General features: G+C 74.7%; 15 protein-coding genes and 1 pseudogene. 8 read left to right on the top strand and 8 right to left on the bottom strand.

The window, feature by feature from the left end; translation table 11 throughout:
- Positions 1 to 107 precede the first annotated feature (107 nt).
- Positions 108 to 2,201, top strand: coding sequence for an NAD-dependent DNA ligase LigA (gene ligA, locus ACFU5F_RS15490; RefSeq protein ID WP_383887081.1), 2,094 nt, complete (start codon positions 108 to 110; stop codon positions 2,199 to 2,201).
- 26 nt (positions 2,202 to 2,227) lie between these two features.
- On the opposite strand, the gene ACFU5F_RS15495 is transcribed toward ligA, so the two are convergent.
- Positions 2,228 to 3,457 carry a PP2C family protein-serine/threonine phosphatase gene (locus tag ACFU5F_RS15495; protein ID WP_383887083.1) on the bottom strand — a complete coding sequence of 410 codons (1,230 nt, stop codon included), beginning with the start codon at positions 3,455 to 3,457 and terminating at the stop codon, positions 2,228 to 2,230.
- Between the two features lie 518 nt (positions 3,458 to 3,975).
- Here ACFU5F_RS15495 and ACFU5F_RS15500 point away from each other — a divergent pair.
- From ACFU5F_RS15500 to ACFU5F_RS15520, 5 genes are all read left to right on the top strand, one after another.
- Positions 3,976 to 4,842, top strand: coding sequence for a DUF4132 domain-containing protein (locus ACFU5F_RS15500; RefSeq protein WP_383887084.1), 867 nt, complete (start codon positions 3,976 to 3,978; stop codon positions 4,840 to 4,842).
- Positions 4,839 to 9,746 (top strand): DNA-binding protein, encoded by a 4,908-nt coding sequence (locus tag ACFU5F_RS15505; protein ID WP_383887086.1) that lies wholly within the window; start codon positions 4,839 to 4,841, stop codon positions 9,744 to 9,746. Before ACFU5F_RS15500 ends, ACFU5F_RS15505 begins: the two co-directional genes overlap by 4 nt.
- A gap of 89 nt (positions 9,747 to 9,835) precedes the next feature.
- Positions 9,836 to 10,996: an AAA family ATPase gene (locus tag ACFU5F_RS15510; protein ID WP_383887088.1), complete on the top strand. Its 1,161-nt coding sequence runs from the start codon at positions 9,836 to 9,838 to the stop codon at positions 10,994 to 10,996.
- Positions 10,993 to 14,814 carry a DUF5682 family protein gene (locus tag ACFU5F_RS15515; RefSeq protein ID WP_383887090.1) on the top strand — a complete coding sequence of 1,274 codons (3,822 nt, stop codon included), beginning with the start codon at positions 10,993 to 10,995 and terminating at the stop codon, positions 14,812 to 14,814. The genes ACFU5F_RS15510 and ACFU5F_RS15515 overlap by 4 nt, the downstream gene beginning before the upstream one ends.
- Complete coding sequence (locus ACFU5F_RS15520) at positions 14,811 to 16,796, top strand: hypothetical protein (protein ID WP_383887092.1); 1,986 nt, start codon at positions 14,811 to 14,813, stop codon at positions 16,794 to 16,796. Before ACFU5F_RS15515 ends, ACFU5F_RS15520 begins: the two co-directional genes overlap by 4 nt.
- A 64-nt stretch (positions 16,797 to 16,860) precedes the next feature.
- Here ACFU5F_RS15520 and ACFU5F_RS15525 read toward each other — a convergent pair whose 3' ends face one another.
- From ACFU5F_RS15525 to ACFU5F_RS15540, 4 genes are all read right to left on the bottom strand, one after another.
- A complete protein-coding gene (locus ACFU5F_RS15525; RefSeq protein WP_383887094.1) occupies positions 16,861 to 17,856 on the bottom strand; it encodes an ion transporter in 996 nt (331 codons plus the stop codon).
- A gap of 130 nt (positions 17,857 to 17,986) precedes the next feature.
- Positions 17,987 to 19,009 carry a hemolysin family protein gene (locus ACFU5F_RS15530; RefSeq protein WP_383887096.1) on the bottom strand — a complete coding sequence of 341 codons (1,023 nt, stop codon included), beginning with the start codon at positions 19,007 to 19,009 and terminating at the stop codon, positions 17,987 to 17,989.
- Positions 19,006 to 20,349, bottom strand: a complete 1,344-nt coding sequence (locus ACFU5F_RS15535; RefSeq protein WP_383887099.1) for a hemolysin family protein — start codon at positions 20,347 to 20,349, stop codon at positions 19,006 to 19,008. Before ACFU5F_RS15535 ends, ACFU5F_RS15530 begins: the two co-directional genes overlap by 4 nt.
- Positions 20,350 to 20,803: 454 nt before the next feature.
- On the bottom strand, positions 20,804 to 21,385 hold the full coding sequence (locus ACFU5F_RS15540) for a TetR/AcrR family transcriptional regulator (RefSeq protein WP_383887101.1): 582 nt from the start codon (positions 21,383 to 21,385) through the stop codon (positions 20,804 to 20,806).
- Between the two features lie 170 nt (positions 21,386 to 21,555).
- Between ACFU5F_RS15540 and ACFU5F_RS15545 the strand changes: the two are divergent.
- A pseudogene (locus tag ACFU5F_RS15545) lies at positions 21,556 to 21,681 on the top strand (dehydrogenase); the annotation flags it as partial.
- A 51-nt stretch (positions 21,682 to 21,732) separates the two neighbouring features.
- Here the strand turns inward: ACFU5F_RS15545 and ACFU5F_RS15550 are convergent.
- Positions 21,733 to 22,206, bottom strand: a complete 474-nt coding sequence (locus ACFU5F_RS15550) for an NUDIX domain-containing protein (RefSeq protein WP_358948488.1) — start codon at positions 22,204 to 22,206, stop codon at positions 21,733 to 21,735.
- 67 nt (positions 22,207 to 22,273) lie between these two features.
- Positions 22,274 to 23,890: an apolipoprotein N-acyltransferase gene (gene lnt, locus ACFU5F_RS15555; protein WP_383887103.1), complete on the bottom strand. Its 1,617-nt coding sequence runs from the start codon at positions 23,888 to 23,890 to the stop codon at positions 22,274 to 22,276.
- A 223-nt stretch (positions 23,891 to 24,113) separates the two neighbouring features.
- On the opposite strand from lnt, the gene ACFU5F_RS15560 reads away from it, so the two are divergent.
- Positions 24,114 to 25,181: an O-antigen ligase family protein gene (locus tag ACFU5F_RS15560; protein WP_383887105.1), complete on the top strand. Its 1,068-nt coding sequence runs from the start codon at positions 24,114 to 24,116 to the stop codon at positions 25,179 to 25,181.
- Positions 25,182 to 25,250: 69 nt separating this feature from the next.
- On the opposite strand, the gene ACFU5F_RS15565 is transcribed toward ACFU5F_RS15560, so the two are convergent.
- Positions 25,251 to 25,808, bottom strand: a complete 558-nt coding sequence (locus ACFU5F_RS15565; protein WP_383887107.1) for a hypothetical protein — start codon at positions 25,806 to 25,808, stop codon at positions 25,251 to 25,253.
- Between the last annotated feature and the right edge of the window lie 14 nt (positions 25,809 to 25,822).

Here is a 25,822-nt window from a genome sequence, read left to right on the forward strand (position 1 = left end):
CGGGACACCCTCCCGTCCGGCCCGCGGCGCGTCCCGCTCACCCGGCCGAAGCGCTGAGAGGCGCCCTCCCGGCCGACGCCGGGGCATTGTCAGTGGTGGGAGGCAGGATGGCTCCCATGACGACTTCAGTTGCAGTGATCGTGGATGCCGCCGCCTATGCCCAGGCCGTCGAGGACGCGGTCCGAGCCTCGGCCGCGTACTACACCGGCGGCACGTCGGCGCTGGACGACGACACCTACGACCGGCTCGTGCGCGGCATCGCGGTGTGGGAGGCCGCGCATCCCGAGCAGGTCCTGCCGGAGTCGCCCACGGGGAAGGTGGCCGGCGGGGCCGTCGAGGGGGACGTACCCCACACGGTCGCGATGCTGAGCCTGGACAACGTGTTCTCCGCCGAGGAGTTCACGGCGTGGACGGCGTCGCTGGCCCGGCGGATCGGGCACGACGTGGAGCGGTTCGGGGTGGAACCGAAGCTCGACGGGCTGGCGGTCGCCGCCCGGTACACCCGGGGGCGGCTCACGCGGCTGATCACGCGGGGCGACGGGACGGCCGGGGAGGACGTCTCGCACGCCATCGGCACCATCGAGGGGCTGCCGCGGGAGCTGGCGGAGCCGGTGACGGTCGAGGTGCGGGGCGAAGTCCTCATGACGACGGCCCAGTTCGAACACGCCAACGAGGTGCGCACCGGGCACGGCGGGCAGCCGTTCGCCAATCCGCGCAACGCCGCGGCGGGCACGCTGCGCGCCAGGGAGCGGACCTACACCGTGCCGATGACGTTCTTCGGGTACGGGCTGCTGGCCCTGCCCGGGACGGACGCCGACTCCGCCGCCCGGCTGGGCGAGCTGGCCCACAGCGAACTGATGGCGCGGGCCGCCGAGCTGGGGGTGAACACCACCGCGAGCACGGCCGTCCCCGGTGTCACGGCCGCCTCGGTCGAGGAGGTCCTGGACCGGGTGAAGGAGATCGCCGGGCTGCGGGCGGAGCTGCCGTTCGGGATCGACGGGATCGTGATCAAGGCGGACCTGGCCGCCGACCAGCGGGCCGCCGGGTCCGGTACCCGCGCCCCGCGCTGGGCGATCGCCTACAAGCTGCCGGCCGTCGAGAAGATCACGCGGCTGCTGGAGGTGCAGTGGAACGTCGGCCGCACCGGCATCATCGCGCCGCGCGGAGTGCTGGAGCCCGTCGAGATCGACGGCTCCACCATCACCTACGCCACCCTCCACAACCCGGCCGACATCACCCGCCGTGACCTGCGCCTGGGCGACCACGTCATGGTGCACCGCGCCGGTGACGTCATCCCGCGCGTGGAGGCGCCCGTCGCCCATCTGCGCACCGGCGACGAACAGCCCATCGTCTTCCCCGAGGTGTGCCCGAGATGCGGATCCGCCATCGACACCGGAGAACAGCGCTGGCGCTGCGAGAACGGCCGCAACTGCCATCTGGTCGCGTCCCTCTCGTACGCCGTGGGCCGCGATCAGCTCGACGTGGAGGGGCTCGGCCACACCCGGATCGTCCAGCTCGTGGAGGCGGGACTCGTCGCCGATCTCGCCGATCTGTTCGCCCTCACCCGGGAGCAGCTGCTGAGCCTGGACCGCATGGGCGAGACCAGCACCGACAACCTCCTCGCCGCGCTCGACACGGCCCGGGGGCGCCCGCTGTCCCGGGTGCTGTGCGCGCTGGGCGTGCGGGGCACCGGACGCTCCATGTCCCGCCGTATCGCCCGCTACTTCGCCACCATGGACAACATCCGTGCCGCGGACGCCGAGGCGATCCAGCGGGTCGAGGGCATCGGCACCGAGAAGGCCCCGTCCATCGTGGCCGAGCTGGCCGAACTCGCCCCGCTCATCGACAAGCTGGTGGCGGCCGGGGTGAACATGACGGAGCCGGGCGCCACACCGCCCGCCCCGGCCGGCGACCCGGAAGGTCCGCAGGAGGGCGCCGAGGCCTCGGGCGGGCCGCTGGCGGGGATGGCCGTGGTGGTCACGGGCGCGATGACCGGCGTCCTGGAGAAGCTCAGCCGCAACCAGATGAACGAACTCATCGAGCGGGCCGGGGGACGCGCCTCCTCCAGCGTCTCCAGGAAGACCTCCCTGGTCGTGGCGGGCGAGAACGCCGGCTCCAAGCGCGCCAAGGCCGAGAGCCTCGGCGTCCGGCTGGCCGACCCGGACGAGTTCGCCGCGCTGGTCGCCGACTTCCTCGGCTGAGTCCCGCCGACCGGGTTCCGTCGGGATCAGAGCTGGAGGATGACGAGGGCCGCGTCGTCGGTGGCCCGGCCCGCGGGGAGAAGGTCGAGCAGAAGGGCGTCGGCGAGGGGTTCGGGGCCGGCCCGGCGGTGGCGGGTGAGCGCGTCGGCGAGGCGGGCGAGGCTGTGGTCGATGTCCTCGCCGCGGCGTTCGACCAAGCCGTCGGTGTAGAGGACGAGCAGGTCGCCCTCGGTGAAGCCGACGGTGGCCTCGGGCCGGGGCGTGTGCTCCGGGCGGGCGCCGAGCGGGGGGTCGGTGGCCGCGTCGAGGAAGACGACCTCGCCATCACCGCACAGCAGCGCGGGCGGCAGATGCCCGGCGCTGCTGTAGGTGATCGTGCGGGTGTCCCAGTCGACGCAGGTCTGTACGGCGGTGGTGTTCTCGGCGCCGTCGACGGAGCAGGCGTACAGGCCGAGCGCGTCCAGTGCCTGCGCGGGGCCGTCCGCCACCAGGGACGCGGCGCTCAGCGCACTGCGCAGCTTGCCCATGACACAGGCGGCGGCCAGGCCGTGTCCGACCACGTCACCCACGGCGATGCCGATGCGGTCGGCGCCGGTCAGGTCGACCAGGTCGTACCAGTCGCCGCACACGTTCAGCGCGTCGGTCGCCGGCCGGTAGCGCACCGACGCTCGGTGGTGACCGAGCGGCTTGGGCGCGGGCAGCATCGCCGTCTGCAGGGCGAGCGCGACCTCCCGCTCGTGGGCGTGCGCCTCGCGCAGCCGCTCGTTGACCTCCTGCAGCTCACGGGCGCGGGTGTACAGCTCGGCCTCCAGCACGCTGGCCCGATCCCCCGGGGAGCGCTCACGGGCCCGGATCAGCTCGGTGACCTCCTCCACCTTGTGGATCAGGAGGACCACCTTCCCGTCGGGGCCGAGCACCGGGGCGTTCACCGGGCTCCAGTACCGCTCCTCCCACTCCCCCGGCCGCTCCACCGACTCCACGTCGTAGCGCTGCAGCGCCATCGCGTCCCGCTCACCGGTCTCCACCACCCGGTGCAGGGAGGCGGCCAGGTTGCGCATACCGCTGGCGGAGGGGTCGGTGGGGTTGTCCGGGAAGACGTCGAAGAGGTACCGGCCGACCACCTGCTCACGGGTGCGGCCCGACAGCCGCAGGAACTCCTCGTTCGCGTCCGCGTACACCAGCTCGGGTGTCAGCAGCGCCACCATGCCCGGCAGTGCCTGGAACACCGCCGCGTAGTCGTTCGCCGTATCCGTCATGGTCGCCGCCTCAGCGTCCGTCGGCCTTCCGTGATCCCCACCATAGGAGCCCACGGCCGCGACGGCGCGGTCCTGTTCCAGGAAAACCGGCAGGTCACGCACATTTGTGCGATATAGGAGGCAGCGTCGGGCAAAGGTGACCGTACGGACACCGCGGCCCGGCCGGCCACCGCACCGCAGCCACGCGCCGCTGCGGAGGGTGAGCGCGCACGGTGGTGCGCGGAGGGCGCGGCGTCGGCCTCGGTGACTGGCCGGTAATACGTACTCCGGTTACGTAGGACTACGGATGCGGCGGCGCACGCGCTTCGGTTGGCTTGCCGGACGCCGGAGGAGGATCGCCTCGTGCGCCCGCGCGCCGTCGGGGGCTCCCGGCGCGTCACAGGAGGCTTCCGGGGAGGGGCCCCGCAGTGATTGTCAGTGGCTGCCGCTAGCGTTCCGCACATGGTCGCACGTGGGCCGGGATTCCCCGGCTGAACTGTGCTTTCTTCCTGTGCAATTGACGCTAGGGGCTGGGGTACGTGGGTTGGCTGTCGGCGGGCGACGGGTATGAAGTCGCCCTTGTGGAGGGGCGGGTGGCGGCGCGAGCCACCTCGGGCCGGGCGGCGGGACGGCAGTTGAAATCACTGCCGAAGGCGCTGAAGGACCACCCGGAGGTGGACCGGCTGCGGCGGTTCGCCGAATGGCTGGATCGGCACGCGGCGGCATGCGTCACGCAGGTGGACGCCTGGATGGTGTCGTCACTGCCCGTGCCCACCGGTCTGCTGGCCCGGGTGTGGCCGGACGAGGCGTGGCAGGCCGCGCTGCGCGACCTCGCGATCGTCGGTGACGACCCGGACGAGGTCGGCTTCCTGCGGGGGGCCACCGACTCCGGCGAACTGCGGGTCGTGAACCTGGACGGCGAGACGGTCCGCCTCTCCCCGCGCACGGTGACCCTGCCGCACCCAATACTGCTGCCCGACCTGGACGACATCCGGGAGTTCGCGGCGGAGCTGGGCATCGTCCAGCGCGTCGAGCAGATACACCGGGCGACCTGGCGGCGACCGACGGACCTGGCGGCCAAGGCCACCCAGGTACGGGACTTCACCGGAGGCCGGTTCCGCTCCCGCTTCGCCCTCGCCGCCCGCGCCACCTCCCTCGGGTACCGCGTCTCCGGTGGGTACGCCACCGCCCGCGTCCGGGACGGCGAACGCACCGTCGAGGCCTCCGTGTGGATCGGGGAGCCGTACTGGGACGACGAGGTGGAGACCGGCAGCCTCACCTGGCAGGACCAGGACGGCCGTGCCCTGCCGCTGGCCGAGGTGGGCCCGGTGGCCTGGTCGGAGGGGATGCGGATGGCCGCGGCGCTGCACGCCGGGCGCGTGATCGAGGAGGGCAAGGACGCATGAACGGGGGCGAGACTGTGGCGTACGAGGACATGCTGGCGGCGGGCGGGGTGCTGCCGGCGGACACCGAGGGAGCCGGAGAGCGGGCGGTGCCGCTGACGGCGCGGACGTACCGTCATCCGGGTCTGGACGACCGGGTGGTGGTGCGGCTGGTCGCCGGGGAGCTGGGCGCGGCGGAGGATCTGGCCGCCGGGTTCCTCGGTCTGGAGCAGGACGCGGAGCCGGAGGTCGTGGGGCTGGGGCTGCGGCAGTCGCTGGGCTTCCCCGAGTGGGTGCTGGTGCACCACCCCGCGGACGGGCACCACGCGCTGGGCATCGTGCCGGACCTGGAGCGGGCGGCCCGGCAGGCCCGGACCAAGCCCAAGGCGGCCATGGACGCCTGTCTGGAGCTGGGCGCACGGCTCGCGGCGTCGGTGCCGCACTTCCTGCCGACCTTCTACGAGCAGGCCGGACGGGTGTTCCTCGCGGAGGAGAACGCCACCTACGCGGCCCAGTTGTTCACCCGCGCCCGCAAGGCCGAGGCGGAACACGGGCTGGCCGTCGAGGAGGAGCGGCTCGACGCCGTGTTCCTGGAGTTCGCGCTGGCCGGCGCGCTCCCGGTGAAGGTGCTGTCGGCGTACGCGAAGGAGCTGGCCGCGCGGGTCCCCGCCGAGGAGGCGCTGCGGCGCTTCACCCGGCTGTGCCTGCGCCGCACGGCGGGCGGTCTGCCGCCGTCGGCGCAGATGGCGAACGACCTGCGCAGACTGGCCCGCGCCGCCGGCCTCGACGCGGACCTGACCGAGCAGGACTATCTGGCCGAGCTGCTGGTCCTGCCGTCCACGCTGCGCGCGGCGGCGGGCTGGTGGAAGGGCCACCGCACGGCGCTGGTGGCGCTGGCCGCGCGCGAGCCGAAGGTGCGCGGCACCCTGCTGGACACGCTCCCCTCGTCCTCCGACGATGACCTGCCCGCGATGTGGCTGGACATCCTGGAGGCCTCCGGCGCCACGGCCGCGCTGTGGGACGGCTCCCTGCCCGCGGACCAGCGTCCGCACGACGGGGCGGCGGGGTGGCTGGAGCGGTTCCTGGTGTTCCGGGAACGGGCGCGGTCCTGGCGCGGCTCCACGCGGATGCCCGAGCTGTACCCGCTGGTGGAACGGGCGGCTGACCAGATGCGGACCGAACTGGCCTCGTCCTCCCGCGAGTTGACGGTCACGCACGACATCGATCTGATGGACCTGCTGCTGTCCCTGGACGTGCCCGTGGCCGCGCCGACGAAGGCCACCGCGCTGCCGCTGGAGCAGTGGGCCCCGGGCGAGGGTCACCGCGAGCTGCTGTCGCTGACCGCGGACTCCCGTTTCCACGACGCCTTCCGCCTGGGCGCGGACCGGTTCAGCGACGACGACTCCGGGCGGCGCGCGATCCGTGTGCTGGCCGCCTCCCCGGGCGGGCGCCCGCTGCTCGCGCGGTGGGTGAGCGGGGTCGTGCGACGGTTCACCGCCGTGGGTCTGCCCCAGCTGCCCGACGCGCTCACCCGGCTGAAGTGGCTGCCGGCCGAGGCACTGGCACTGGCCGAGGACGAGGTCCGCGCGGCCGTCGCCACCGACCTGGCACCGGTGCTGGCACGGACCCTGCGCGCCGGACTCTTCGACGAACTCGGCTGGCCGGCCTGGGAGGACGCCACCGCCACCCTCGTCCCGAAGAACGACGTCGAGGACATCATCGTCGCCGATGCCTGGCCGCACCTCGTCGTGGCCGGCGCCGCCCAGGCACGCGTGATCGGCGCGGAAGGCACGCTCCTCACCCACGACCTGCGGATCCCGGCGAACGACAGCTGGGGCGACCCGGGCTTCCACCACGTGGACGGCGAACTGCTCGTCTACTGGCGGTCCCGGTCCGACGGCCTGCGCGGCTACTGGCACACCCGCGCCGACAGCCCCCGGACCATGGAGGGCCCGGGCGGCACCCGGGGCACCGAGATGGACTGGTACAAGGCCGACCTGCGGCTCACGCTGCCCCTGCCGGGCGGCGGCCGCACCACCGGCGCGGGCGTCCTGCACACCGGGGACACCACGATTCCCGAGGAGCGGTGGCTGATCTTCGACGGGGCCTCCTACTGGGTGTGGCACGCGGAGGGCGAGCAGGACGCCCACGGCTATCACGAGTACGACCCGGCCACGAACACGCGCGGCCGCCGGAGTCTGCCCGCGTTCCTGTCCGACGCACTGCGCGACGCCCCCGAGGGCAGCACCTACGACAGCGGCTGGCTCGGCCCCTCCCCGACCGTCGGCCGCACGCCGGCCTCGGCTCCCGTGGACGGTGTGGTCGGCATCCGCACGATCCGGCTGCCCGACGGCTCCCGGCGCACCCAGGACCTCGCCGGACACACCGTCACCCTGCCCGCCGACCGGGGCAGGGCGGCCGCGCTCGTGGTCTTCCCGGGCGACGACCGGGCCCGCGCCGTGGTCCGCAACGGCTGGCAGCTGGAGATCGTCGACACCGACGGCGTCGTGACCTCCGTCGCGAAGACGGACCGTACGCCGGGCGTCTTCGGCGAGGGCACGCTGCTGCTGCCGCCGGTGCAGTTCTGGGAGTGCATGACCGCCCGTGACCCGGAGGGCTCCGCCGCGCTGCGCCGCCTCGACGGCGCCACGGCGGCGGCCCTGCTGACGGCCGCCGCCGAGGAGGACAAGGAGGCGCTGCCCACCGCCATCCGCGCGCTGCTGCCGGTGACGCACGACGCGCTCGTCGCGGGCATCGCCGGGGTCGTGCGCCACGCGGCCGGCCAGCAGGCCGTCCTCGACGGGGCCGCGGCGCGGCTCACCCGGGCGCTCGACGGGGGCCTGGAGGAGGAGGGACCCGCCGGTCCGGCGGACGTCGTCCTCCAGCAGGCCCTGAGCGGTGTCGGCGGATCGGCCGGCTACTGGTGGAACCGTGACGACCAGGCAGACACCGTCTTCCGTGCCCTGCGCACCCTGACCAGGGCCGCCGGGCACGGAGAGACCGCCGTGCCGCAGGAGCGCGCCGTACGCCTGCACCTCGACGGGACCGGGCTGCCGACCGGGCGCCCCGAGTTGCCGGCGCTGATCGACCGGGTGTGCGCCCTGGCGTTCCGGGCCGCCGCCCTCACCACCACGGAGGAGCACCGCGAGGTGCTGAGGACGCTGCTCGAACGGCTCGACACCCTGGGCCTCGGGAACGACGGCGGGTCCACCCGCTGGCGCGAGGTGACGCTGAGGCTGGGGGCCGACCAGCTGCGCACCCCGTCGGGCGCATGGCACGAGGGCTCCTGGGAAGGGCTGCTGCCGCTGGGCGGCGGCGCGTTCCTGGCGATCCTGGAGCACGGCTCGCCGGACAACGACGGCTGCACCTTCCGCGGGTACTTCCACGACCCGGCGGAGCGGTTCGAGACACCGGAGCCCTACACGCTCCAGAAGTCCACCCCGCTGGGCGTGGCGGGGGATGCCCCCTGGATCGGCGGGTTCCTCGCGGAGCTGGCCGCGCGCGGTCCTGCGCCCTGGTTCCCGGAGGCCGCCGAGGAGTTCGCCCGGCTGACCGGGGTCACCGACACGGTGGCCCGGCTGATCGTGGCCGGGCTTCCGGGAGTCGACGTTCACCAGCGCACGTTCCTGAGCACGGAGGCCCGCCAGGCCCTCGGGGTCAAGGCCGCCCCCGCGGCTGTCGCCAAGGACGAACTCCAGGGGGTCGACAGCGCGGTCCGCGCGGCGGTGGTCGGCGCGCTGCTGCCCGACGACCCCGCCGGTCTGTGGACCGACGGGCCGAACGTGGCCGCCGCGGCCGAGCTGTGGAACAGCGAGGTCGGCAAGCGTACGGCCGTCCCCGAGGACGTGCTCGCCGACGCGCTGCGCGCGGTCAGGCACGGCCAGTGGAACGTACGCGAGGCCCTGCCCGCGCTGCTCCACCCCGCCGGGGAGCCCCGGCTCACCCAGGACCTGGAATGGGCGGTCAGGGGCGACCGGGTCCGGCCGGTGACGGACGGCGCGGTCGGCTTCACGGCGGACACCCTGGTCGGCTCGGTCGGGCCGGCCGCCTGGCTCGCCCACCGCCTGCCCGCGGGCGATCCGCTCCGGGCCGCGCTGCCCGCCGCGCTCGCCGCCGTACGGGAGCGGCTCGCCCACCCCGGGCTGGTGCTCGACCTCGGGCGGTACGTCAGCCTCACCCAGTTCCGGAAGACGGCCGGCACACCGACCGAGACCGGCGAGGGCTTCGAGCGGTACGGCGCCGTCATCCTCGCCACCCACGACGACCAGCCGGCGCCGGGCATCCGGGTCGCGCTGCTCGACGAGGCCGGCCAGGACCCGTACCTGCCGGCGCTGCGGGTGGACGATCAGCGGCCGTACACGGCCGAGGTGGCGCTGCGCCTGGCCCGCTCCGCGTCGTTCGCGGCCCTGCTCGACGACCCGGGCGCCCCGCTCGCCGGCGAGCGCGCCGCGGACGGCACCTGGTGGCCGCAGGACCCGAGCCGTTCGGTGCCCGAGCTGGTGACCGAGGCGGCTAAGGAGTACGGCATCGGTGAGGACGCCGCCACGCTCTACCTGATGCTGCTCGCCATGCCCGACCCGACCGACCGCATGACGGCCCGCTGGACGGGCTGGAAGCCGGCCCGGCTCAGGGCGGCCCGTGCCGAACTGGCCGGGGGCGAGCTGGTGGTGGAGGCCAGCCGCACCAGGGCCGGGCGGTCGCTGTTCCTGCCCGGCGCCTGGGTCGACCCGAAGGCACCGCGACTGCCGCTGGAGCGGTGGAAGCTGCCGCTGTTCGGCGAGCTGATGAGCGACGAGCACGCCACGTTCGGCGTGATCGTGCCGACCGAACCGGCCGCCGAGCTGTACCGCAGGGCCTGGCAGCGCGTGCAGGACGGCGACGCGCCCCGGTTCGAGGAACTGAAGGTGCGGCGGGGCCGCCGCCGCTGACCGGCCCGGGGCGCCCCGCACCGGGCGCCCCCGGCACCGGCACACCAGAACGACCCACCGACCCACCGACCCACCGAGCAAGGACATCCATGACCCCGACCGACACGGCGACGGCCCTCCCGGCCCGGCAGACCCTGCCCGCCGAGGAGCGCCACGCCACCGAACTCGACTTCCTCGCCGCCCACGACCAGGGCCCCCGCCCGCCCGGCTGGCGGCTGACCCCGCGTTCCGTGGTCACCTTCGTCTGCGGCAGCGGCGGCGGCGCCCTGAAGCTGGCCGAGCCGCACGAGACGCTGCCCGACAAGCTGGTGATCGCGCCCAAGTTCGTCGGCGAACGCGCCCTGGTCGAGCGGTGCGTGGTCACCCTCGCCGGTGAGCGGGGCCTGCTGCTGGTCGGCGAGCCCGGTACGGCCAAGTCGATGCTCTCCGAACTGCTGTCGGCCGCCGTGTGCGGCACCAGCGCGCTGACCGTGCAGGGCACCGCGGGTACAACGGAGGACGCCTTCCGCTACGGCTGGAACTACGCCCTGCTGCTCGCCCAGGGTCCGAGCCCGCAGGCACTGGTCGACTCGCCGGTGCTCGGCGCCATGCGCTCGGGCCGGGTGGCGCGGGTCGAGGAGATCACCCGCTGCCTGCCCGAGGTGCAGGACGCCCTGGTGTCGATCCTGTCCGACCGCCGGGTGAGCGTGCCCGAGCTGTCCGGCACGGACCACGCCCAGGTCCCGGCCGCGCCCGGGTTCACCGTCATCGCCACGGCCAACCTGCGCGACCGGGGCGTCTCGGAGATGTCGGCCGCGCTTAAGCGGCGCTTCAACTTCGAGACCGTGCACCCGATCGCGGACGTGGACGCCGAGACGGCCCTCGTCCGGCGGCAGGCGGAGGCGGCCGTGCAGCGGGCGGGCGCGGCCTTCGGCGTGGACGACGCCGTGCTCGACGTACTGGTGACCGTCTTCCGCGATCTGCGCGAAGGGCGCTCCGCCGAGGGCTGGGACGTGGAGCGTCCCGGCACGGTGATGTCCACCGCCGAGGCCGTGCAGGTCGCGGCCTCGCTCGGGGTGGCCGCCGCGTATCTGCCCGGCGGGGACGCCCTCGACCTCGTCCCCGGGCACCTGCTGGGTGTGGTCCGCAAGGACGACCCGGCCGACCACGCCCGGCTGCTCGGCTACTGGGACGGTCCGGTGCGGCGCCGCGCCGAGGACGGCTCGGCGATGTGGCGCCGCCTGTGGGACCTGCGGGAGAACCTTCGGTGACGACCACTCAGGACCCGTGGGCGGCCGTCACGGCCCTCGCCGACTCCGCCGCGCCGTACCTGCTCGGGGTACGGCACCACAGCCCGGCCCTCGCCGCGGCCGTGCCCGCCCTGCTGGACGCCTCGGGCGCCGAGGTCGTGTGCCTGGAGCTGCCGGCCGACTTCCAGCACTGGCTGCCCCATCTCGCCGCCCCCGGCACGCTCGCCCCGGTCGCGCTGGCCGGGGCCGGCGAGGGCGGACGGCTCGGCTTCTACCCGTTCGCCGACTTCTCCCCCGAACTCGCCGCGCTCCGCTGGGCGCGGGAGCGGGGGGTGGAGGTGATCTGCTGCGACCTGCCGATGTCGGACCCGGCGTGGAGCGCGGACGGTCGCGCCCCGGCCACGGAAGCGACCGGACCGCGTCCGGACCGTCCGGCACCGCCCACGGACGACCCGAAGGCCGCCCCCACGCTCAGTCCGTCTGACGGCCCCACGGACGGCCCCACAGCCGGCCTCCCCACGCCTGCGGACGACCCCGCCCCGGCCGCGGACACGCGGAGCGTGGTGGCCGAGGCCGCCGCTCCCCTCGCCCCGCCCACCGCGTTCGCGGCAGCGCTCACCGCCGCCGGAACGGGGCGCGAGGGGGACGACCTGTGGGACAGGTCCGTGGAGGTGCTCGCCCCCGGCTGCGCCCCCGAGGCGATCCGCCGTGCCGCGCTCGGCGTGGGATGGGCACTGCGTCGCGATGCCGAGTCGGCGGGCGGCGTACCGTCCGTGGACCTGGCCCGCGAGACCCACATGCGGGACACCATCGCCCGCGCGGCAGCGGGTGGCCGCCGGGTCGCGGCCGTGATCGGCGCCTTCCACGCCCCAGCCCTCACCGACGCGTCCGCGGCCGGCTCGGCCGAAGCGGAGAGCAGGGCGCCCGCCACGCGTGCGGCCGGCGCCGCCGGCCGGTCCGGGGGAGCGCGGCTCGGCGCGGAGCACCCGCCCGTCGTCACCTCGCTCGTTCCGTACGCCTTCGACCTGCTGGACTCCCGTTCCGGGTACCCGGCCGGCATCCGGGACCCGCGCTGGCAGCAGGCGGTGTTCACAGCCGGGGGCGACCCCGGGCTGCTGAGGAACGCCGCCGCGCGGGCGATCACCGACGTGTGCCGGGAGCTGCGCGCCGCCGGGCACACCGCGGGCACCGGGGAGGCCACCGAGACCCTGCGGATGGCGTGCGACCTGGCCAGCATCCGGGGGCTGACGGCCCCCGGCCGGGGCGAGGTCCTGGAGGCGCTGACGACCGTCATGGGCCAGGGCGAGCCCCTCGGCCGGGGCCGGGCCCTGGCCCGGGCGCTCGAAGTGGTCCTGGTCGGCACCGACCGGGGGCGGATCGCGCCGGGCACACCGCGGTCCGGTCTCGGTCCGTCGGTGGAGGCGGAGCTGACCGCGCTGCGACTGCCCGGCCCGGACGACCCCGCCTCGCGCGAACTGCGCCTGGACCCGCTCCGCTCTGCGCTCGACAGCCGCCGCGAGACCCTGCTCCAGCGCCTCGCGGTGTGCGGCGCGGGCTACGGCCAGGCCATGGAGGTGGCCGGCACGGGCGACGGTACGGCGCTCACCACCCGGTGGCGGCTGTCGTGGACGCCCGCGGTTCCGGTACGGCTGGACCTGGCCGGGATCCGGGGCGTGACCCCGGCCCTGGCCGCCGAGGGCACCCTGCGGGAGACCTTCCGCCGGGAGTCGGCGGACGGCGGGCCCACCTGCGCCCTGGTGCTCGCCGGGCTCCGCGCGGCGGCCCGCTGCGACCTGCCCGCGCTGGTCGCCGACCGGCTGGCCGACGCCGCCGCCGTACTCCCGGCGGCGGCCACGCTTCCCGAACTCCTCGAAGCGCTGGACCTGTTGGAGGCGCTGCGCCGGGGTCATCTGCCCGGCACCACCGCCGAGGGCAGACGGTCGGCCGCCGAACTGGCCGTCGACCTCCTGGAGGCAGCCGTCCGCGCGCTGCCCGGCCTCGCGGGCAGCGACCGGCCGGAGGACGCGGCCGCGCTCGTCGCTCTCGCCTCACGGGCCGGCGAACACCGCCTCGGGCTGCGCATGGACGACGCCCTGGCCACCCTCGCGCGCACCGGCTCCCCGCTGGTGCAGGGTGCTGCGCTGGCCGCCCGCGTCCTGCTCGACCTGGACGCCGCCGACACCCTCGGGGCGCGTGCCGCGGGCTGGATCGACACGGCCACCGGCCCCGACAGCAGGCTGGCGCTGGCCCGCCGTCTCAGCGGCCTGCTCAGCGGCGCCGCCCCGCTCCTGCAGTCCGCGCCGACCGCGCTGGACCCCCTGCTCGACCGTATCGACACGCTCACCGACCAGGGCTTCCTGGACCGGTTGCCCGCGCTGCGCGGCGGTTTCGACACGCTCACCCCGGCCGGCCGCGACCGTCTCCTCGACACCGTGACCGAGCGCCTCGGCGACCGGCTGGACCTGTCGCTCGGGGCGTCACCGGCCCTCCTCGCGCTGTGGACGGCGGCCGACAGGGCGGGCCTGGCGGCCGTCGACCGGCTGCGGGTGCGGCTGCCCACCCGCACCGGCCCGGTGGAGCGGCCCGGGGGCGTGGACGGCGCCGCCGTCCCGGAGACCTCGGTCGCCCCGGCCGGACCGAACGCCGCCGTCGGGTCCGGGGTCATGGGGGCCGCCGAAGCCACGGTGCCCGGCCCCGAGGCGCCCGGCCCCCTCCGCCTCTCCCCCACCGACCGCTGGCGGCTGCTCCTCGGCCGGGAGAGCGAGAAGCTGCCGCAGGGTGCCCGCCGTTACGCGCACGCCCTCGACGAGCTGTACGGCAGCGGCCGGGGCGAGGGCTCCTCGGATCTGGGACGGGAGGGCGGCCAGAGCCGGGCCGGCGGCCAGGACACGTCGTTCCCCACGGCCCGGGAGTGGGCCGAGGAGCTGGACGCTCTGTTCGGCGCGGAGGTCCGCGAAGAAGTGCTGGCCCGGGCCGCCGACCAGGGCCGTACGGACGTCCTGGCCGAGCTGGACCCCAAGGCCGTCCGCCCTTCGGTCGATCTGCTCACCTCCGTGCTGTCCCTCGCCGGAGGGATGCCGGAGCAGCAGCTCGCCAGGCTGCGTCCGCTGGTCCGGCGTCTCGTCGACGAGCTGGCGAAGGAGCTGGCCACCCGGATGCGCCCCGCGCTCACGGGTCTGGCCACCCCGCGCCCGACCCGCCGTCCCGGCGGCCGGCTCGACCTGCCGCGCACCCTGCGGGCCAACCTGGCCCACACGCACCGGACGGCGGACGGCCGGACCGTGGTGGTGCCGGAGCGGCCGGTGTTCAGCACCCGGTCCCGCAAGGAGGCGGACTGGCGGCTGGTCCTCGTCGTCGACGTGTCCGGGTCCATGGAGGCCTCGGTGATCTGGTCGGCGCTGACCGCGGCCGTGCTGGGCGGTGTCCCCACGCTGTCGACGCATTTCCTGGCCTTCTCGACCGACGTGATCGATCTGACCGACCGGGTCGACGACCCGTTGTCGCTGCTGCTGGAGGTGCGGGTCGGCGGCGGCACCCATATCGCCGCCGGGATGGCCCACGCCCGTTCCCTGGTGACCGTGCCCAGCCGGACCCTGGTGGTGGTCGTGAGCGACTTCGAGGAGGGCTGCCCGCTGGGCGGGCTGCTCGGCGAGGTACGGGCCCTCGCGGGTTCCGGGGTTCATCTGATGGGCTGCGCCGCCCTGGACGACACCGGCACCCCGCGCTATTCGGTGCCGGTCGCCCAGCAGCTCGTCGCGGCCGGGATGCCGGTCGCCGCCCTCAGTCCCCTCGCCCTCGCCCGCTGGGTGGGCGACCGCCTCCGCGGAGAGACCCGATGAACGCCGAACTGCCCCCGGCGGCGCCCGATGTGGTGGCCGCCGCCGTCGAGAGTCTGACCTCACGGCTGCGCAAGAAGCTGGACGCCGCGATCGAGACGTACGCGGCCGTGCCCGTCACGGCCGACGGCGGTGCCCTGCGCGTCCGGTGCGGCGAGGACGCCGAGGTGACGCTCACTCCCGGACCCTCCGGTGCGGTGACCGAGGCCGAGCGGGCGGTGTGCAGCTGTCTGCTCGCCCCCCGCTGCCTGCACCGCGCCGCGGTGCTGAGCGCCTGCCCGGTGGCCGACGCCGAGGCAGCGGGCACGAACGGGGACGCGGCCGGAGCGGACACCGAAACGGACACCGGAACGGACACCGGAACGGACACCGGAACGGGGGACCCGGCCGTCGCCGGCGCCACCGAGCCGACCAACGCCACGAGCCCCGACGGCTCCACGGCAGCCGACAGCACCGCGAGCACCACGGGAACGCCCCCCGCCCCCGCTGCCGCCGGCGTCGCGCGGGCCACGCCCCCCACCTCTGCCCAGACGGCCGCCGCGGCAGGGCTCTGGGCCGCCACCGCGGCCGTGCTCGCCGCCGGGGTCCCGGCCGCGGGCGCGGTGCCGCAGGCGGAGTTGCTGCGGGCCGCGCACACCGCGCGGCTCGCGGGGCTGCACCGCGCCGAGGCGGCCGCCCTGCGGGTGGTGCGCGGACTACGCGGCGCACGTGCCCGGCACGAGGGCCACCGGCTGGCCGACCTCGTCGCCAACGTGCGTGAGCTGCTGCTCACCACCGGCCTGCTGTCGGCGGCGGACCCGGATCCGGCCCTGGTCGGCACCGCCCGCCGCGCCTACCGGCCGGGCGGCAGCCTGCGGGTGCACGGGGTGTGCCGGGAGCCGGTGATCTCGGCCACCGGCTACGGCGGTGTCGTCACCCACCTCGTCTCCGACGAGGGTGACTGGTTCTCGATCGCCGACGTCAAACCGGGTGGCCCGGCCCGCGCCCGGGGTGCCGGTACGGCCTCCGTCGCTCTCGGCTCCGGGGCCCTCGACCACGCCCGGCTCTCCCGTGGCGGGCTGCTGGTCGCCGGGGCCACGCTCTCCCCGGACGGCCGCCTCGGCTCCGGCAAGGGCGTGCGGGCCACTCCGCTCACCGGCCTGTCCTGGACGTCGGGACCGCTCGCCTCCCTCTTCGCCCGCCCTCTGGCCGAGGCGGTCGCCGAACGGCTCGCGGTCACCACCGGAACCGACCCGGAACAGGCCGAACAGGCGGCCCGCCGGCTGATCGGCTGCGACCTGGTCCTCGTCGGGGCGGCGGGCGATCATCTGCTCGCCCGCGAGGTGTCGCCCGCCGGGGCCCCGGCGGGCGACGGGCTCCTCGTCCGGCTGACTCCGGCGAACAGCCACCCGGACCTCGCGCACACCGACAACTTCCGTCAGCTCGCCGCCCGGCCCGGTCTGCGGCTGCGCGTGCTCGGGCGGCTCGAACCCGACCGTGCCGCCACGCTCAGCCCCCTCGCGGTCGGCCCGGCCCCGGACACGGAAGCCACCCTGCGGCTGCCGGACGACTGGCAGGGCCACGCCGACCTGGGTTACGACCGCCTCCGGGGCGCGCACTTCCCGCCGCCGGACAGCCTGCCGGCCCCGGACGGCCCCGTCGGCGTCCCGGCCGACCCGCTGGCCGAGGCTCCGCTGTGGAGGCTGCGCCGACTGGTCGAGGTCGCGGTCTCCGGGGGCCGCCGCGCGGTCGCCGAGCCGGCCCGCGACGGCGACCGGAACGGAGCGGGCGCGGCCCTGCGGCGCAGCGGGTTCCACGCGGCGGCCGACCTGTCGAGCGCGCTCACCGCGGAGGCCGACCGCCGCTCCCGGGATGTCTTCGGCCGCGTCACCGATCCCGACCCGGCCCCCTACGCCCGCGCCTGGCTCGCCACCGCGGTGTACCTGGCCGCCACCGAACGCGCGCTGGTCCAGGCCACCTGGCAGCCGGCGGCCTCCGGCACCTGACCGCGGGTTGCCCCCGCCCGACGCGCCCGCCCCGGTCTTCCCCCGACCGGGACGGGCGCGTCGCTCAGACCCGGCCCGACGGCTCCGGCACCGGTTCCTCCGCGGGTTGGTGAGGGATCGGCGGACGGTGCTGCCCCAGGCTCGATTCGAGGGCGTCGAGGGCCTGCCGGGCGGCCAGGATGCGGAGGCGGAGTTCGTCCGCGGCGGCGGTGGTGCGCCCCTCTGCGGCCGGGCACGCCGGACCCGGCGAACGGAGCCTCTCCTCCTGCACGCGCGCCGTTTCCGCCTGCGCGCGAGTCCTCTCCTCTTCCCGTTCCATCTCGCGGGCCTCGTCGAGGGAGCTGATGACGACGCCGATGAGGACGTTGACGAGGACGAAGGAGGCGAAGAGGACGTAGGAGGCGTAGTAGACGATGCTCCACCGGGAGATCTCCAGGCCGGCGCGGACGGCGTCGCCGAGGCCGTCCAGGGTCATCAGGAGGAAGAGGGTGAGGACGGCCCGGCCGAGGGAGCCGAAGTGCTCGGGGTCGTGCGCGGCGAAGAACACCCAGCCGACCATGGCGTAGACGTACAGCAGCAGGGCGCCGACGAGAAGGAAGCTGAAGGTGCCGGGCAGGCTGCGGCCCACGGCGACCATGAAGACGCGCAGCTGGGGCAGGAAGCGGGCGGTGCGCAGGACGCGGGCCAGGCGCAGCAGCCGCAGGACGGTGCCGTTGTCGCGGGCGAAGGGGAGGAAGGCGGAGACCACGACGGCCAGGTCGAACAGGTTCCACGGGTCGCGCAGGAAGTCACGGGGGCGGTCGGCGTGCGCACAGGCACGCACGAGTATCTCCGCGGTGAAGGCGACGAGGAAGGCGTGCTCGGCGAGGCGTAACCAGGTGCCCCAGCCCGCCACCAGCGCGCTGTACGTCTCCACGCCCAGCAGCGCCGCGTTGGCGAGGATCAGGGCGAACACGGTGACGCCGAACCAGCGGGCCTCCGTGACGGCGCGGGCCCGTTCCGCGAGCGCCCGGCGGAGGGGCCGCCGGCTCGTGGTCGTACGGTCGTGCGGGTCGGTCATCCTGCTGTACCTGCTCCTTCGCGCAGCGCGACGTCCCGCCGGCCGGGGCGGCCGGCGGGACCGTTGGAACGATCACGCTCCAGGAGACTTCTACAGCACTGTCCACGCGTGGTGCGCCGGGGGCGGCCGGTCAGGCCGCCCGGGGTTGCAGATAGCGCGCCAGGAGGTCGTCCAGGGTGACCAGGCCGGTCAGGCGGCCCGAACCGTCGTGGACGACGGCGAGGGTGGCGCGGTGCCGGCGCAGGACGTCGATCGCGTCGGCCACGGTCGCGTCGTCCGGCAGATCCGGTACCGGCCGGGCGAGGGCCCGTGCCGTGACCGCGCGGCCCTTCGCCCGGGCGACCAGCGCGTCGCGGGCGTGGATCGAGCCGAGGACGGTGGTGTCCCCGTCGCGGACGAGCAGGCGGGTGCGGTCGTGCGCGGCGGCGGCGCGCAGGACCGCCTCGACGTCGGCGTCCGCGTCGACCGCGGTGATCTCGGCGGCCGGGACCACGAGGTCGCTCACCGGGGTCGCGGGCTCCGTCAGTGAGCGGGTGATGAGTTCGGAGTCGACCTCGCTGATCAGCCCGAGGCGCTGGGACTCCTCGACGAGATGCGTGAGCTGCTCGCGGTTGTGCACGGAGGCCAGTTCGTCGCGCGGGGTGACCCTGCACAGCCGTACGAGGGCGTTGCTGACCCGGTTGAGCACCCCGATCAGCGGCCGTACGGCCCTGACCACGGCCCGGAAGGGCGGGGACAGCAGCATCGCGGAGCGCTCGGGGTGGGCGATGGCCCAGGACTTGGGCGCCATCTCGCCGACCACCATGTGCAGGAACACCACGACCACCATGGCGACGAGGAACGCGACACCGTAGCTGAGGGCGCTGGGCAGGCCCAGGTCGTTCAGGAGGGGGTCGAGTTCGTGCGAGATGGCGGGCTTGGAGACGGAGCCGAGGCCCAGGGTGCAGACGGTGATGCCGAGTTGGGCGCCGGCCAGCATCAGGGACAGCTCGCGCATCCCGGCGAGGGCGGCTCTGGCGCCGCGCTGTCCGGTGGCCGCCGCCTGTTCCATACGGTGGCGTTTGGCGGCGACGAGCGCGAACTCGGCGGCGACGAAGAACCCGCTGCCGATCAGCAGCACGACGGTGACGAGGAGTGCCATGGGGAAGCTCATGCCTGTTCCTCCTCGCGCTCGCGCACGGGCAGCCGCTCCAGGCGGACCCGGCCCGGTACGTGCCGGTCGAGCGTGGTGACGTCGATGACGGCGCGCCCGCCGTCGGGCAGGTCGACGGCGAGCCGGTCGCCGATGGCCGGGAAGCGGCCGAGGCGGTCCACGACCAGTCCGGCGACGGTGTCGTAGTCCTCCTCCTCGGGCAGGTCGACACCGGTGGCGTCGGCGACCTCGTCGAGGCGGCGCCCGGCGTCCACCAGCCAGCCCGTGCCGTCGGCGACCGCGAGTTCGGTGACGGTGTCGGACTCGTCGGCGATGTCGCCCACCAGTTCCTCGGCGATGTCCTCGTAGGTGACGATGCCGGCGAGGCCACCGTGCTCGTCCAGGACCACGGCGAACTCGTCGTCCTGCTCACGCATCCGCGTCACGGCGTCCGGCAGCGGCAGGGTGTCCGGCAGCAGCAGCGGGCGGCGGGCGAGGGCTCCGGCGGTGGTGGCGGTGAGGGGTCCGGCGGGCAGTCGCATCAGCTCGCGCACACCGAGGACGCCGGTGACGTCGTCCGGGTGGTCGCCGAGCACCGGGTAGTTCGAGTGACCGTGCCGCGCGATCAGTGCCACGGCCTCGGCGGCGGAGGCGTCCTCGCGCACGAAGACGGCGGCCACCCGTGGCACCATCACCTCGTCGAGGGTCCGCTCGGAGAACTCCAGGGCGTGGTCGAGCAGTTCGGCGGTGTCCTTGGGCAGTTCGCCCTGCTCGTGGGACTCACCGATGAGGTGGCCCAGTTCCTCCAGTGTCGCGCCGTGGTGCAGTTCCTCGACGGGCTCGATGCCCACCTTGCGCAGCAGGCGGTTGGCCGCGCCGTCGAAGACGTGCACGAGCGGGCCCACGACCTTGAGATAGGCGAGCGTGGAGGCTGCCAGGGACTTCGCCAGCCGCTCGGGGACGGCCAGCGCGAGGTTCTTCGGTGCCAGTTCGCCGAGGACCATCTGGACGACGGTGGCCGCCGTGAACGCGAGGACGACGGAGATCCCGCCGACCGCGCCCTGCGGGACGCCGACGCCGGTGAGGGCCGGTTCGAGCAACGCGGAGACGGACGGTTCGGCGATGAAGCCGACGACCAGACCGGTGACGGTGATGCCCAGCTGCGCACCGGACAGCATGAACGACAGCCGCTCCAGCACGGTCAGGGCACGGGCGGCCCGCCGGTCGCCCGCCGCCGCCTCACGGGCGAGGGCGAGCCGGTCGGCGGAGACGTAGGCGAACTCCTGGGCGACGAAATAGCCGGTGCCGGCGGTGAGGACGAGGACGGCCAGCAGGCCCAGTACGGCGTTCACGGCACTCATCGAGCACCACCCCGTCGCGTGCCGCGATCGGATCGATCAGCCGAGGTTCGGCGAGGTGGTCGGGGACTGTGCCCCGGGGAGTCCGTCTGTCTGGCGGACACGGGCTTGCTCCTTCAGTAGGTGTGCAGCACGTGAACGATTCTGACCCGATCTTCGTTCCCGACCGCGATCACCCGCGCCGGGGCACGGCGCTCCTGGCCCGCCTCAGGCGCCACCCGCCCTGACCAGACCCTTCTCGTACGCGATCACGACGGCCTGGGCGCGCTGCGCCAGTCGCCTCGTCGAGTTCACCGACGGTCGGGTCACCGGTGAGCACGCCCTGGAGCCGACCGCATGAGGGCCGTGTGGCGGGCCGCGCGGGCGGCGGTACGGCGGCGCGGGCTCCAGACGCTGGTGATCGGACTGGTCACCCTGCCAACGAGTGAGGCGCTGACGGCCGACGGGCTCGGACGCCTCACCCCCGGCCGGATGCCCCCGTGCGCAGGCCGCGCATGACGAGGTCGAACAGGCGGGCCGCGCGCGGGTGCCAGTCGCCCTCGGGATCGAGCTGCCAGACGCCGGCGATGGCGAGGACGAAGTCGTCGGCGGTGATGTCCGGGCGGATGGTTCCGGCGTCGTGGTTGGCCTGCAGCAGGCGTTCGATCGCGGCGACCAGGAGCGAGGAGCCGGGTTTCGCCGGGCCGCCCGTCGCGGCGGTGGCCCGGCGCAGCGCGTCGGCCAGGCCGGCCTTGGCGGTGGCGTAGCGGGCGAGGTGGTCCAGCCACGCGCGCAGCGCCCGGTCGGGCTCCAGCGTCCGGAGCAACTCGGCCGCGCCGTCCACGAGTTCCTGCACCTCCTGGCGATGGACCTCCAGGACGAGTGCCTCGCGGCTGGGAAAGTTGCGGTAGAAGGTGCCCTGCCCCACGCCCGCCTTCTTGGCGATCGTACTGAGCGGGACGTCCGCGGACCGCGACAGCTCGGCCAGCGCCGTCTTGAGGATGCGCTCACGATTGCGCTGTGCGTCGGACCGCTGGGGAACCTCACTGGCCGACACCACTCGCCCGTCCTTCCTGACGCACGCCCGGCACTGACGGACAGATGTCCACTTAGGGCGACCTTACCGCGATTCCCGGCCGAAAACGAACCCCCGCCCACCGCCCCGCACCGCCGGAGTGCCCCCCTGGGCGGTGTACGGTCTCGCTATAACGATCGTCATAGGAGATTGGCGAACTGGCCCGCTCCGGAAAGGTCGACCCCGCCCGGGTCGTCTCCCACGTCCTCGACTGGGAGCAGCTCCCGGACGCGCTCCCGGAGAAGCACCTCAAACCGGTCTTCGTACGCCCCACCGCCTGACCGTGGGGCACACCGGGCCACGGATCCCACCGGGCCCGGTGGGATCCGGCCTCAGGCCGTGGGGTCGAACCAGGTGACCGTGTCGGACATCGCCTGCTTGATCCGGAACAGCGCGAACTCGTTCAGGTCCGGCAGGGCGTCCAGCGAGAACCAGCCGACGTCCAGTGACTCGTCGTCGTTGACCCGGGCCTCGCCGCCGACGGCCCGGCAGTAGAACGTGGTGTCCATGTACTGGCAGACGTCACCGTTGTCGTACCGCACCGGGTCCAGCGCCTGGACGAGGACGATCCGTTCGGCCACGCAGCGCACCGCCGTCTCCTCGTAGACCTCCCGCACGGCGCAGGCCGCCGGCTGCTCCCCCGGGTCCGGGATACCGCCGATCAGCGCCCACCTGCCGGTGTCGGACCGGCGGCCCAGCAGCACTCTGCCCTCGTCGTCGAAGACGAGGGCGGTGACTCCGGGGAGCCAGAGCAGCTGGTTGCCGGCGGAGGCACGCAGTGTGCGGATGAAGTCAGGGGTAGCCATGGAGCCGACCCTAACGGGCCGGTTCCCTCACTCCCGCCGTTACGGCACGCGCACGCGAGGCGTACGGCTACACGCCACCGGCGCGCCTCCCGCGCACACCGGCCCCGATCGCCCAGCCGAGCCCACCGGCCGCGACCAGCACCAGAAGCATCTCGGGCGCGATGCCGAACCGGGTGGCGGGCGTCTGCGAGGAGCGCAGCGGCACCTTCTGGACCAGCGAGTCCGGGACGAACATGCCCGTCTTCTGGGTGATCCTGCCGTCCGGCATGATGATGGCGCTGACGCCGCTGGTCACCGGCACCGTGACGGTGCGGCTGTGCTCGACGGCGCGGACCCGGGACATGGCGAGCTGCTGGTAGGTCATCTCGCTGCGGTCGAAGGTCGCGTTGTTGCTCGGCACGGAGATCAGCTGGGCGCCGTCGGTGACCTCGGAGCGCACGGCCCAGTCGAAGGCCGCCTCATAGCAGGTGACGAGGCCGACCTCGGCACCGTGCATGGTGAACACGCCGGGCTCCGTGCCCCGGCTGAAGTCCTGGCGGACCATGGACGTCCACTCGCTGTTGATGACGCCGATCAGCGACCGCAGCGGCAGGTACTCGCCGAAGGGCTGGATCTGCCGCTTGTCGTAGGTGTCGACGGGGCCCTTCTCCGGGTCCCAGAGGATCTGCTCGTTGTAGAGCCTGCCGTCCCGCTCGACGACACCGCCGACGGAGATGGGGGCGCCGATGGCGGTGGCCGCCCGCTCGATCACCGCGCGGGCGTCGGCGTTGGCGAAGGGGTCGATGTCGGAGGAGTTCTCCGGCCAGAGCACGAAGTCCGGCCGGGCGGCCTTGCCCGCCTTCACCTCGGCGGCCAGCCGCTCCGTCTCCTTGGCGTGGTAGTCGAGCACGGCCCGCCGCTGGGCGTTGAAGTCGAGCCCCAGGCGCGGCACGTTGCCCTGGATGACCGCCACGGTCGCCGTGCCGTCCTCGGCCTCGTCGCTCACCAGGGCCCGGGACGCGAGGGCGCCGGCCAGGGGGACGGCCACGGAGAGCGCGGCCACGGCGGCGGTGCCCCGGCGAACGGCCTCGCCGGTGCGCCGGTTCGCGACGAGCAGCCGGACCGCCTCGCACAGCCCGAACCCGCACAGCACGACTGCGAAGCCGAGCACGGGTGTGCCGCCGAGCGCGGCCAGCGGCAGGAAGACACCGTCCGCCTGCCCGAAGGCGATCTTGCCCCAGGGGAAGCCGTGGAACGGGGCACGCGCGCGTGCCGCCTCACCGGCGGCCCACACCGCGGCGGCCCACACCGGCCAGCCCGGCAGCTTCGAGACGACGGCGACACCCGCGCCGACGAGCGCCACGAACACCGCCTCGATCACGACGAGCGCGAGCCATGGCCCGGGGCCCACCTCCACCCCGGTCCACACCAGCAGCGGAAGCAGGAATCCGAGGCCGAAGAGGTAGCCCAGGCCGAGGCCCGCCTTCCAGCCGCGGCCGCGCAGCACCCAGCCGAAGACGGCGAAGGCCGGCAGGGCCAGCCACCACAGGGTCCGGGGCGGGAAGCTGACGTAGAGCAGCACCCCGGAGAGCGCCGCGGCGGCGGCCGGAAGGAGCCGGGCGCCCCATCGGGACACCCGGGATACGGGCGTGGCCTGGGGTTCGAGCTGTTCCGGCTCGTCTACGGGAGTGGCGGTGACGGTCACTCGGGGAGTGTACGGCGCGTCACCCCGGCGCCGACAGCGTGGCCCGGGCGTCCCGGGTGAGGCTTTTGTCGTATCCCGGCCGCAACGTTCCTGCACAACTCGTCCACAAACCGGCGCATCACCCGTTACGGTGTGCGCGAGCCTCTGACGTGCGGCCGGACGAGTCCGGGCGGTCGGGGCCCGTCACAGGTGAGAGGCGTCGGGGGGCGACGGGTTGGGGTCCATGAGGACGCGGTCCGCGGCCGGAGCGCCGGCCGCACACGAGAGACGGAACGTCTCCGACGTCACGGGTGTGCTGCTGCTGGGGGCGTGCGCGGCCTGGTCGCTCACCACGGCGGCGGCGCGGGGCGGCCGTCCGGAGGGGGTGCTGCTCGCGGTGCTCGCCGTGGCGGCCGGCTATGCGGCGGGCCGGATCTGCGGGTCGCTGCTTCCGGTGCTGGCACCGTCCGCCGCGGCGCTGGTCGGCTTCGGTCTGGCGGTCACGGCCCCGCACACCGTGGCGGGCTCGCCGCTGATCCCGCCGCTCGGGCACACCGGTGCGACCGCGGCCCTGCTGGCCCTGTCCGCGGGCGCCGCCTGCTGCGCCGCGTGGGCGGCGCGCTCCCCGGGGCCACGGCTGGCCCTGCGGCTGCTGGCCTGCGGCATCGCGGTGACGGCGGCCGTGCTCGGGTCCACCACCGGTGTCGCCGCGTGTGTCGGAGTGCTGCTGTGCTCGCTCGCGGCTGACCGGATGCGCCACCGGGGCCTGGGGCTCGCGGGGCTCGCGGCCGGCACGGTCCTGGTGACGGCGACGGTCTGGGCGATCGCCGAGGACGCACTGCCGGCCGGACCGACCGACTCCCTGGAGGGGCAGCTCACTGCGCACCGGGTGCTGCTGTGGCACGACGCGCTCGGCCTGGCCCACGACGAACCGCTGCTGGGCACGGGGCCGGGCCGCTTCGGGGACCTGAGCCCGACGGTGGCCCTGTCGCTGCCGTCCGACGACCGGCCCCACTCGGCTCCGCTGCAGCTCGCGGCCGAGCAGGGTCTCGTCGGGGTCGCCCTGCTCGCCGCCGTGTTCGGCTGGCTCCTGTACGTGCTGTGGCGGGCCCCGCGATCCACTCCGGTCGTCCTCACCGCCGGCGCGGCCCTGACCGCGCTGGCCGCGATCGCCTCGGTCGGCAACGCGCTGAGCTTCACGACGGTGACGGCGGGCGCGGGCCTGCTGGCGGGCCTGGCGACGGCCCGGCCCCTGACGGACGAGGACGACGGCCTCGGCGCGGCCGGCCCCGAGGACCGCCAGGACCGCTAGGACCGCTAGGACCGCTAGGACCGCTAGGACCGCTAGAACAGCAGGGGGTGCCTGCGAGGAACAGGGTGGTCAGCGGGCGGCACCGGACGCCTTCGGGCTCAGCCGGGCACGGATGACCCGGACGGCCGACTCCGCGTCGTCCACGGTGATCGTGAACGTGTGGCCGTCCCAGAGGCGCAGCACCACGGCCTCCCCGCGTCGCACGACGACGGCGGTGCCCTTCTCGGGCCGCCAGCGATAGCCCCAGCCGCCCCACTGGTGGGGAGTGACGCAGGCGGCGAAGTCGGCTTCGGCGACCTGGGAGAGCGGGATACGGCGGCGGGGCACGCCGATGTGGCCGCAGCGGACCTCCAGGCACTCGTCGTCGACCCGCACGGAGACGTGCACGAACGCGAGGGTGCCGAAGAGGACGAGCAGTCCGGCCGCGATGCAGCCGACGACGGCCATGACGAGCGGGGCCGTACCGGACGTCCACGCCGAGTCGACCGCGAGTTCGATGCCCAGTGCCATGAACGCGGCGCCGCCGAGCGCCAGCAGCCACTGGCCGCGGTTGGTCGCGCGGCCGGTCCAGACCTCGGAGCCCGGGCCCGCAGGGGTACCCGTCTCACCGTGGGGGTGGTCCCTCATGGCTTTGAGCCTAC

Origin of the sequence: Streptomyces sp. NPDC057438, assembly GCF_042802995.1 — a bacterium.
In the GTDB taxonomy this organism is placed as follows: Bacteria; Actinomycetota; Actinomycetes; order Streptomycetales; family Streptomycetaceae; genus Streptomyces.

Coding starts and splice junctions, on each gene's coding strand:
- ligA (WP_383887081.1), top strand. CDS start 108: ATGGCTCCCATGACGACTTCAGTTGCAGTGATCGTGGATGCCGCCGCC.
- ACFU5F_RS15530 (WP_383887096.1), bottom strand. CDS start 19,009: ATGAGCTTCCCCATGGCACTCCTCGTCACCGTCGTGCTGCTGATCGGC.
- ACFU5F_RS15510 (WP_383887088.1), top strand. CDS start 9,836: ATGACCCCGACCGACACGGCGACGGCCCTCCCGGCCCGGCAGACCCTG.
- ACFU5F_RS15560 (WP_383887105.1), top strand. CDS start 24,114: ATGAGGACGCGGTCCGCGGCCGGAGCGCCGGCCGCACACGAGAGACGG.
- ACFU5F_RS15525 (WP_383887094.1), bottom strand. CDS start 17,856: ATGACCGACCCGCACGACCGTACGACCACGAGCCGGCGGCCCCTCCGC.
- ACFU5F_RS15565 (WP_383887107.1), bottom strand. CDS start 25,808: ATGAGGGACCACCCCCACGGTGAGACGGGTACCCCTGCGGGCCCGGGC.
- ACFU5F_RS15550 (WP_358948488.1), bottom strand. CDS start 22,206: ATGGCTACCCCTGACTTCATCCGCACACTGCGTGCCTCCGCCGGCAAC.
- ACFU5F_RS15505 (WP_383887086.1), top strand. CDS start 4,839: ATGAACGGGGGCGAGACTGTGGCGTACGAGGACATGCTGGCGGCGGGC.
- ACFU5F_RS15495 (WP_383887083.1), bottom strand. CDS start 3,457: ATGACGGATACGGCGAACGACTACGCGGCGGTGTTCCAGGCACTGCCG.
- ACFU5F_RS15535 (WP_383887099.1), bottom strand. CDS start 20,349: ATGAGTGCCGTGAACGCCGTACTGGGCCTGCTGGCCGTCCTCGTCCTC.
- ACFU5F_RS15520 (WP_383887092.1), top strand. CDS start 14,811: ATGAACGCCGAACTGCCCCCGGCGGCGCCCGATGTGGTGGCCGCCGCC.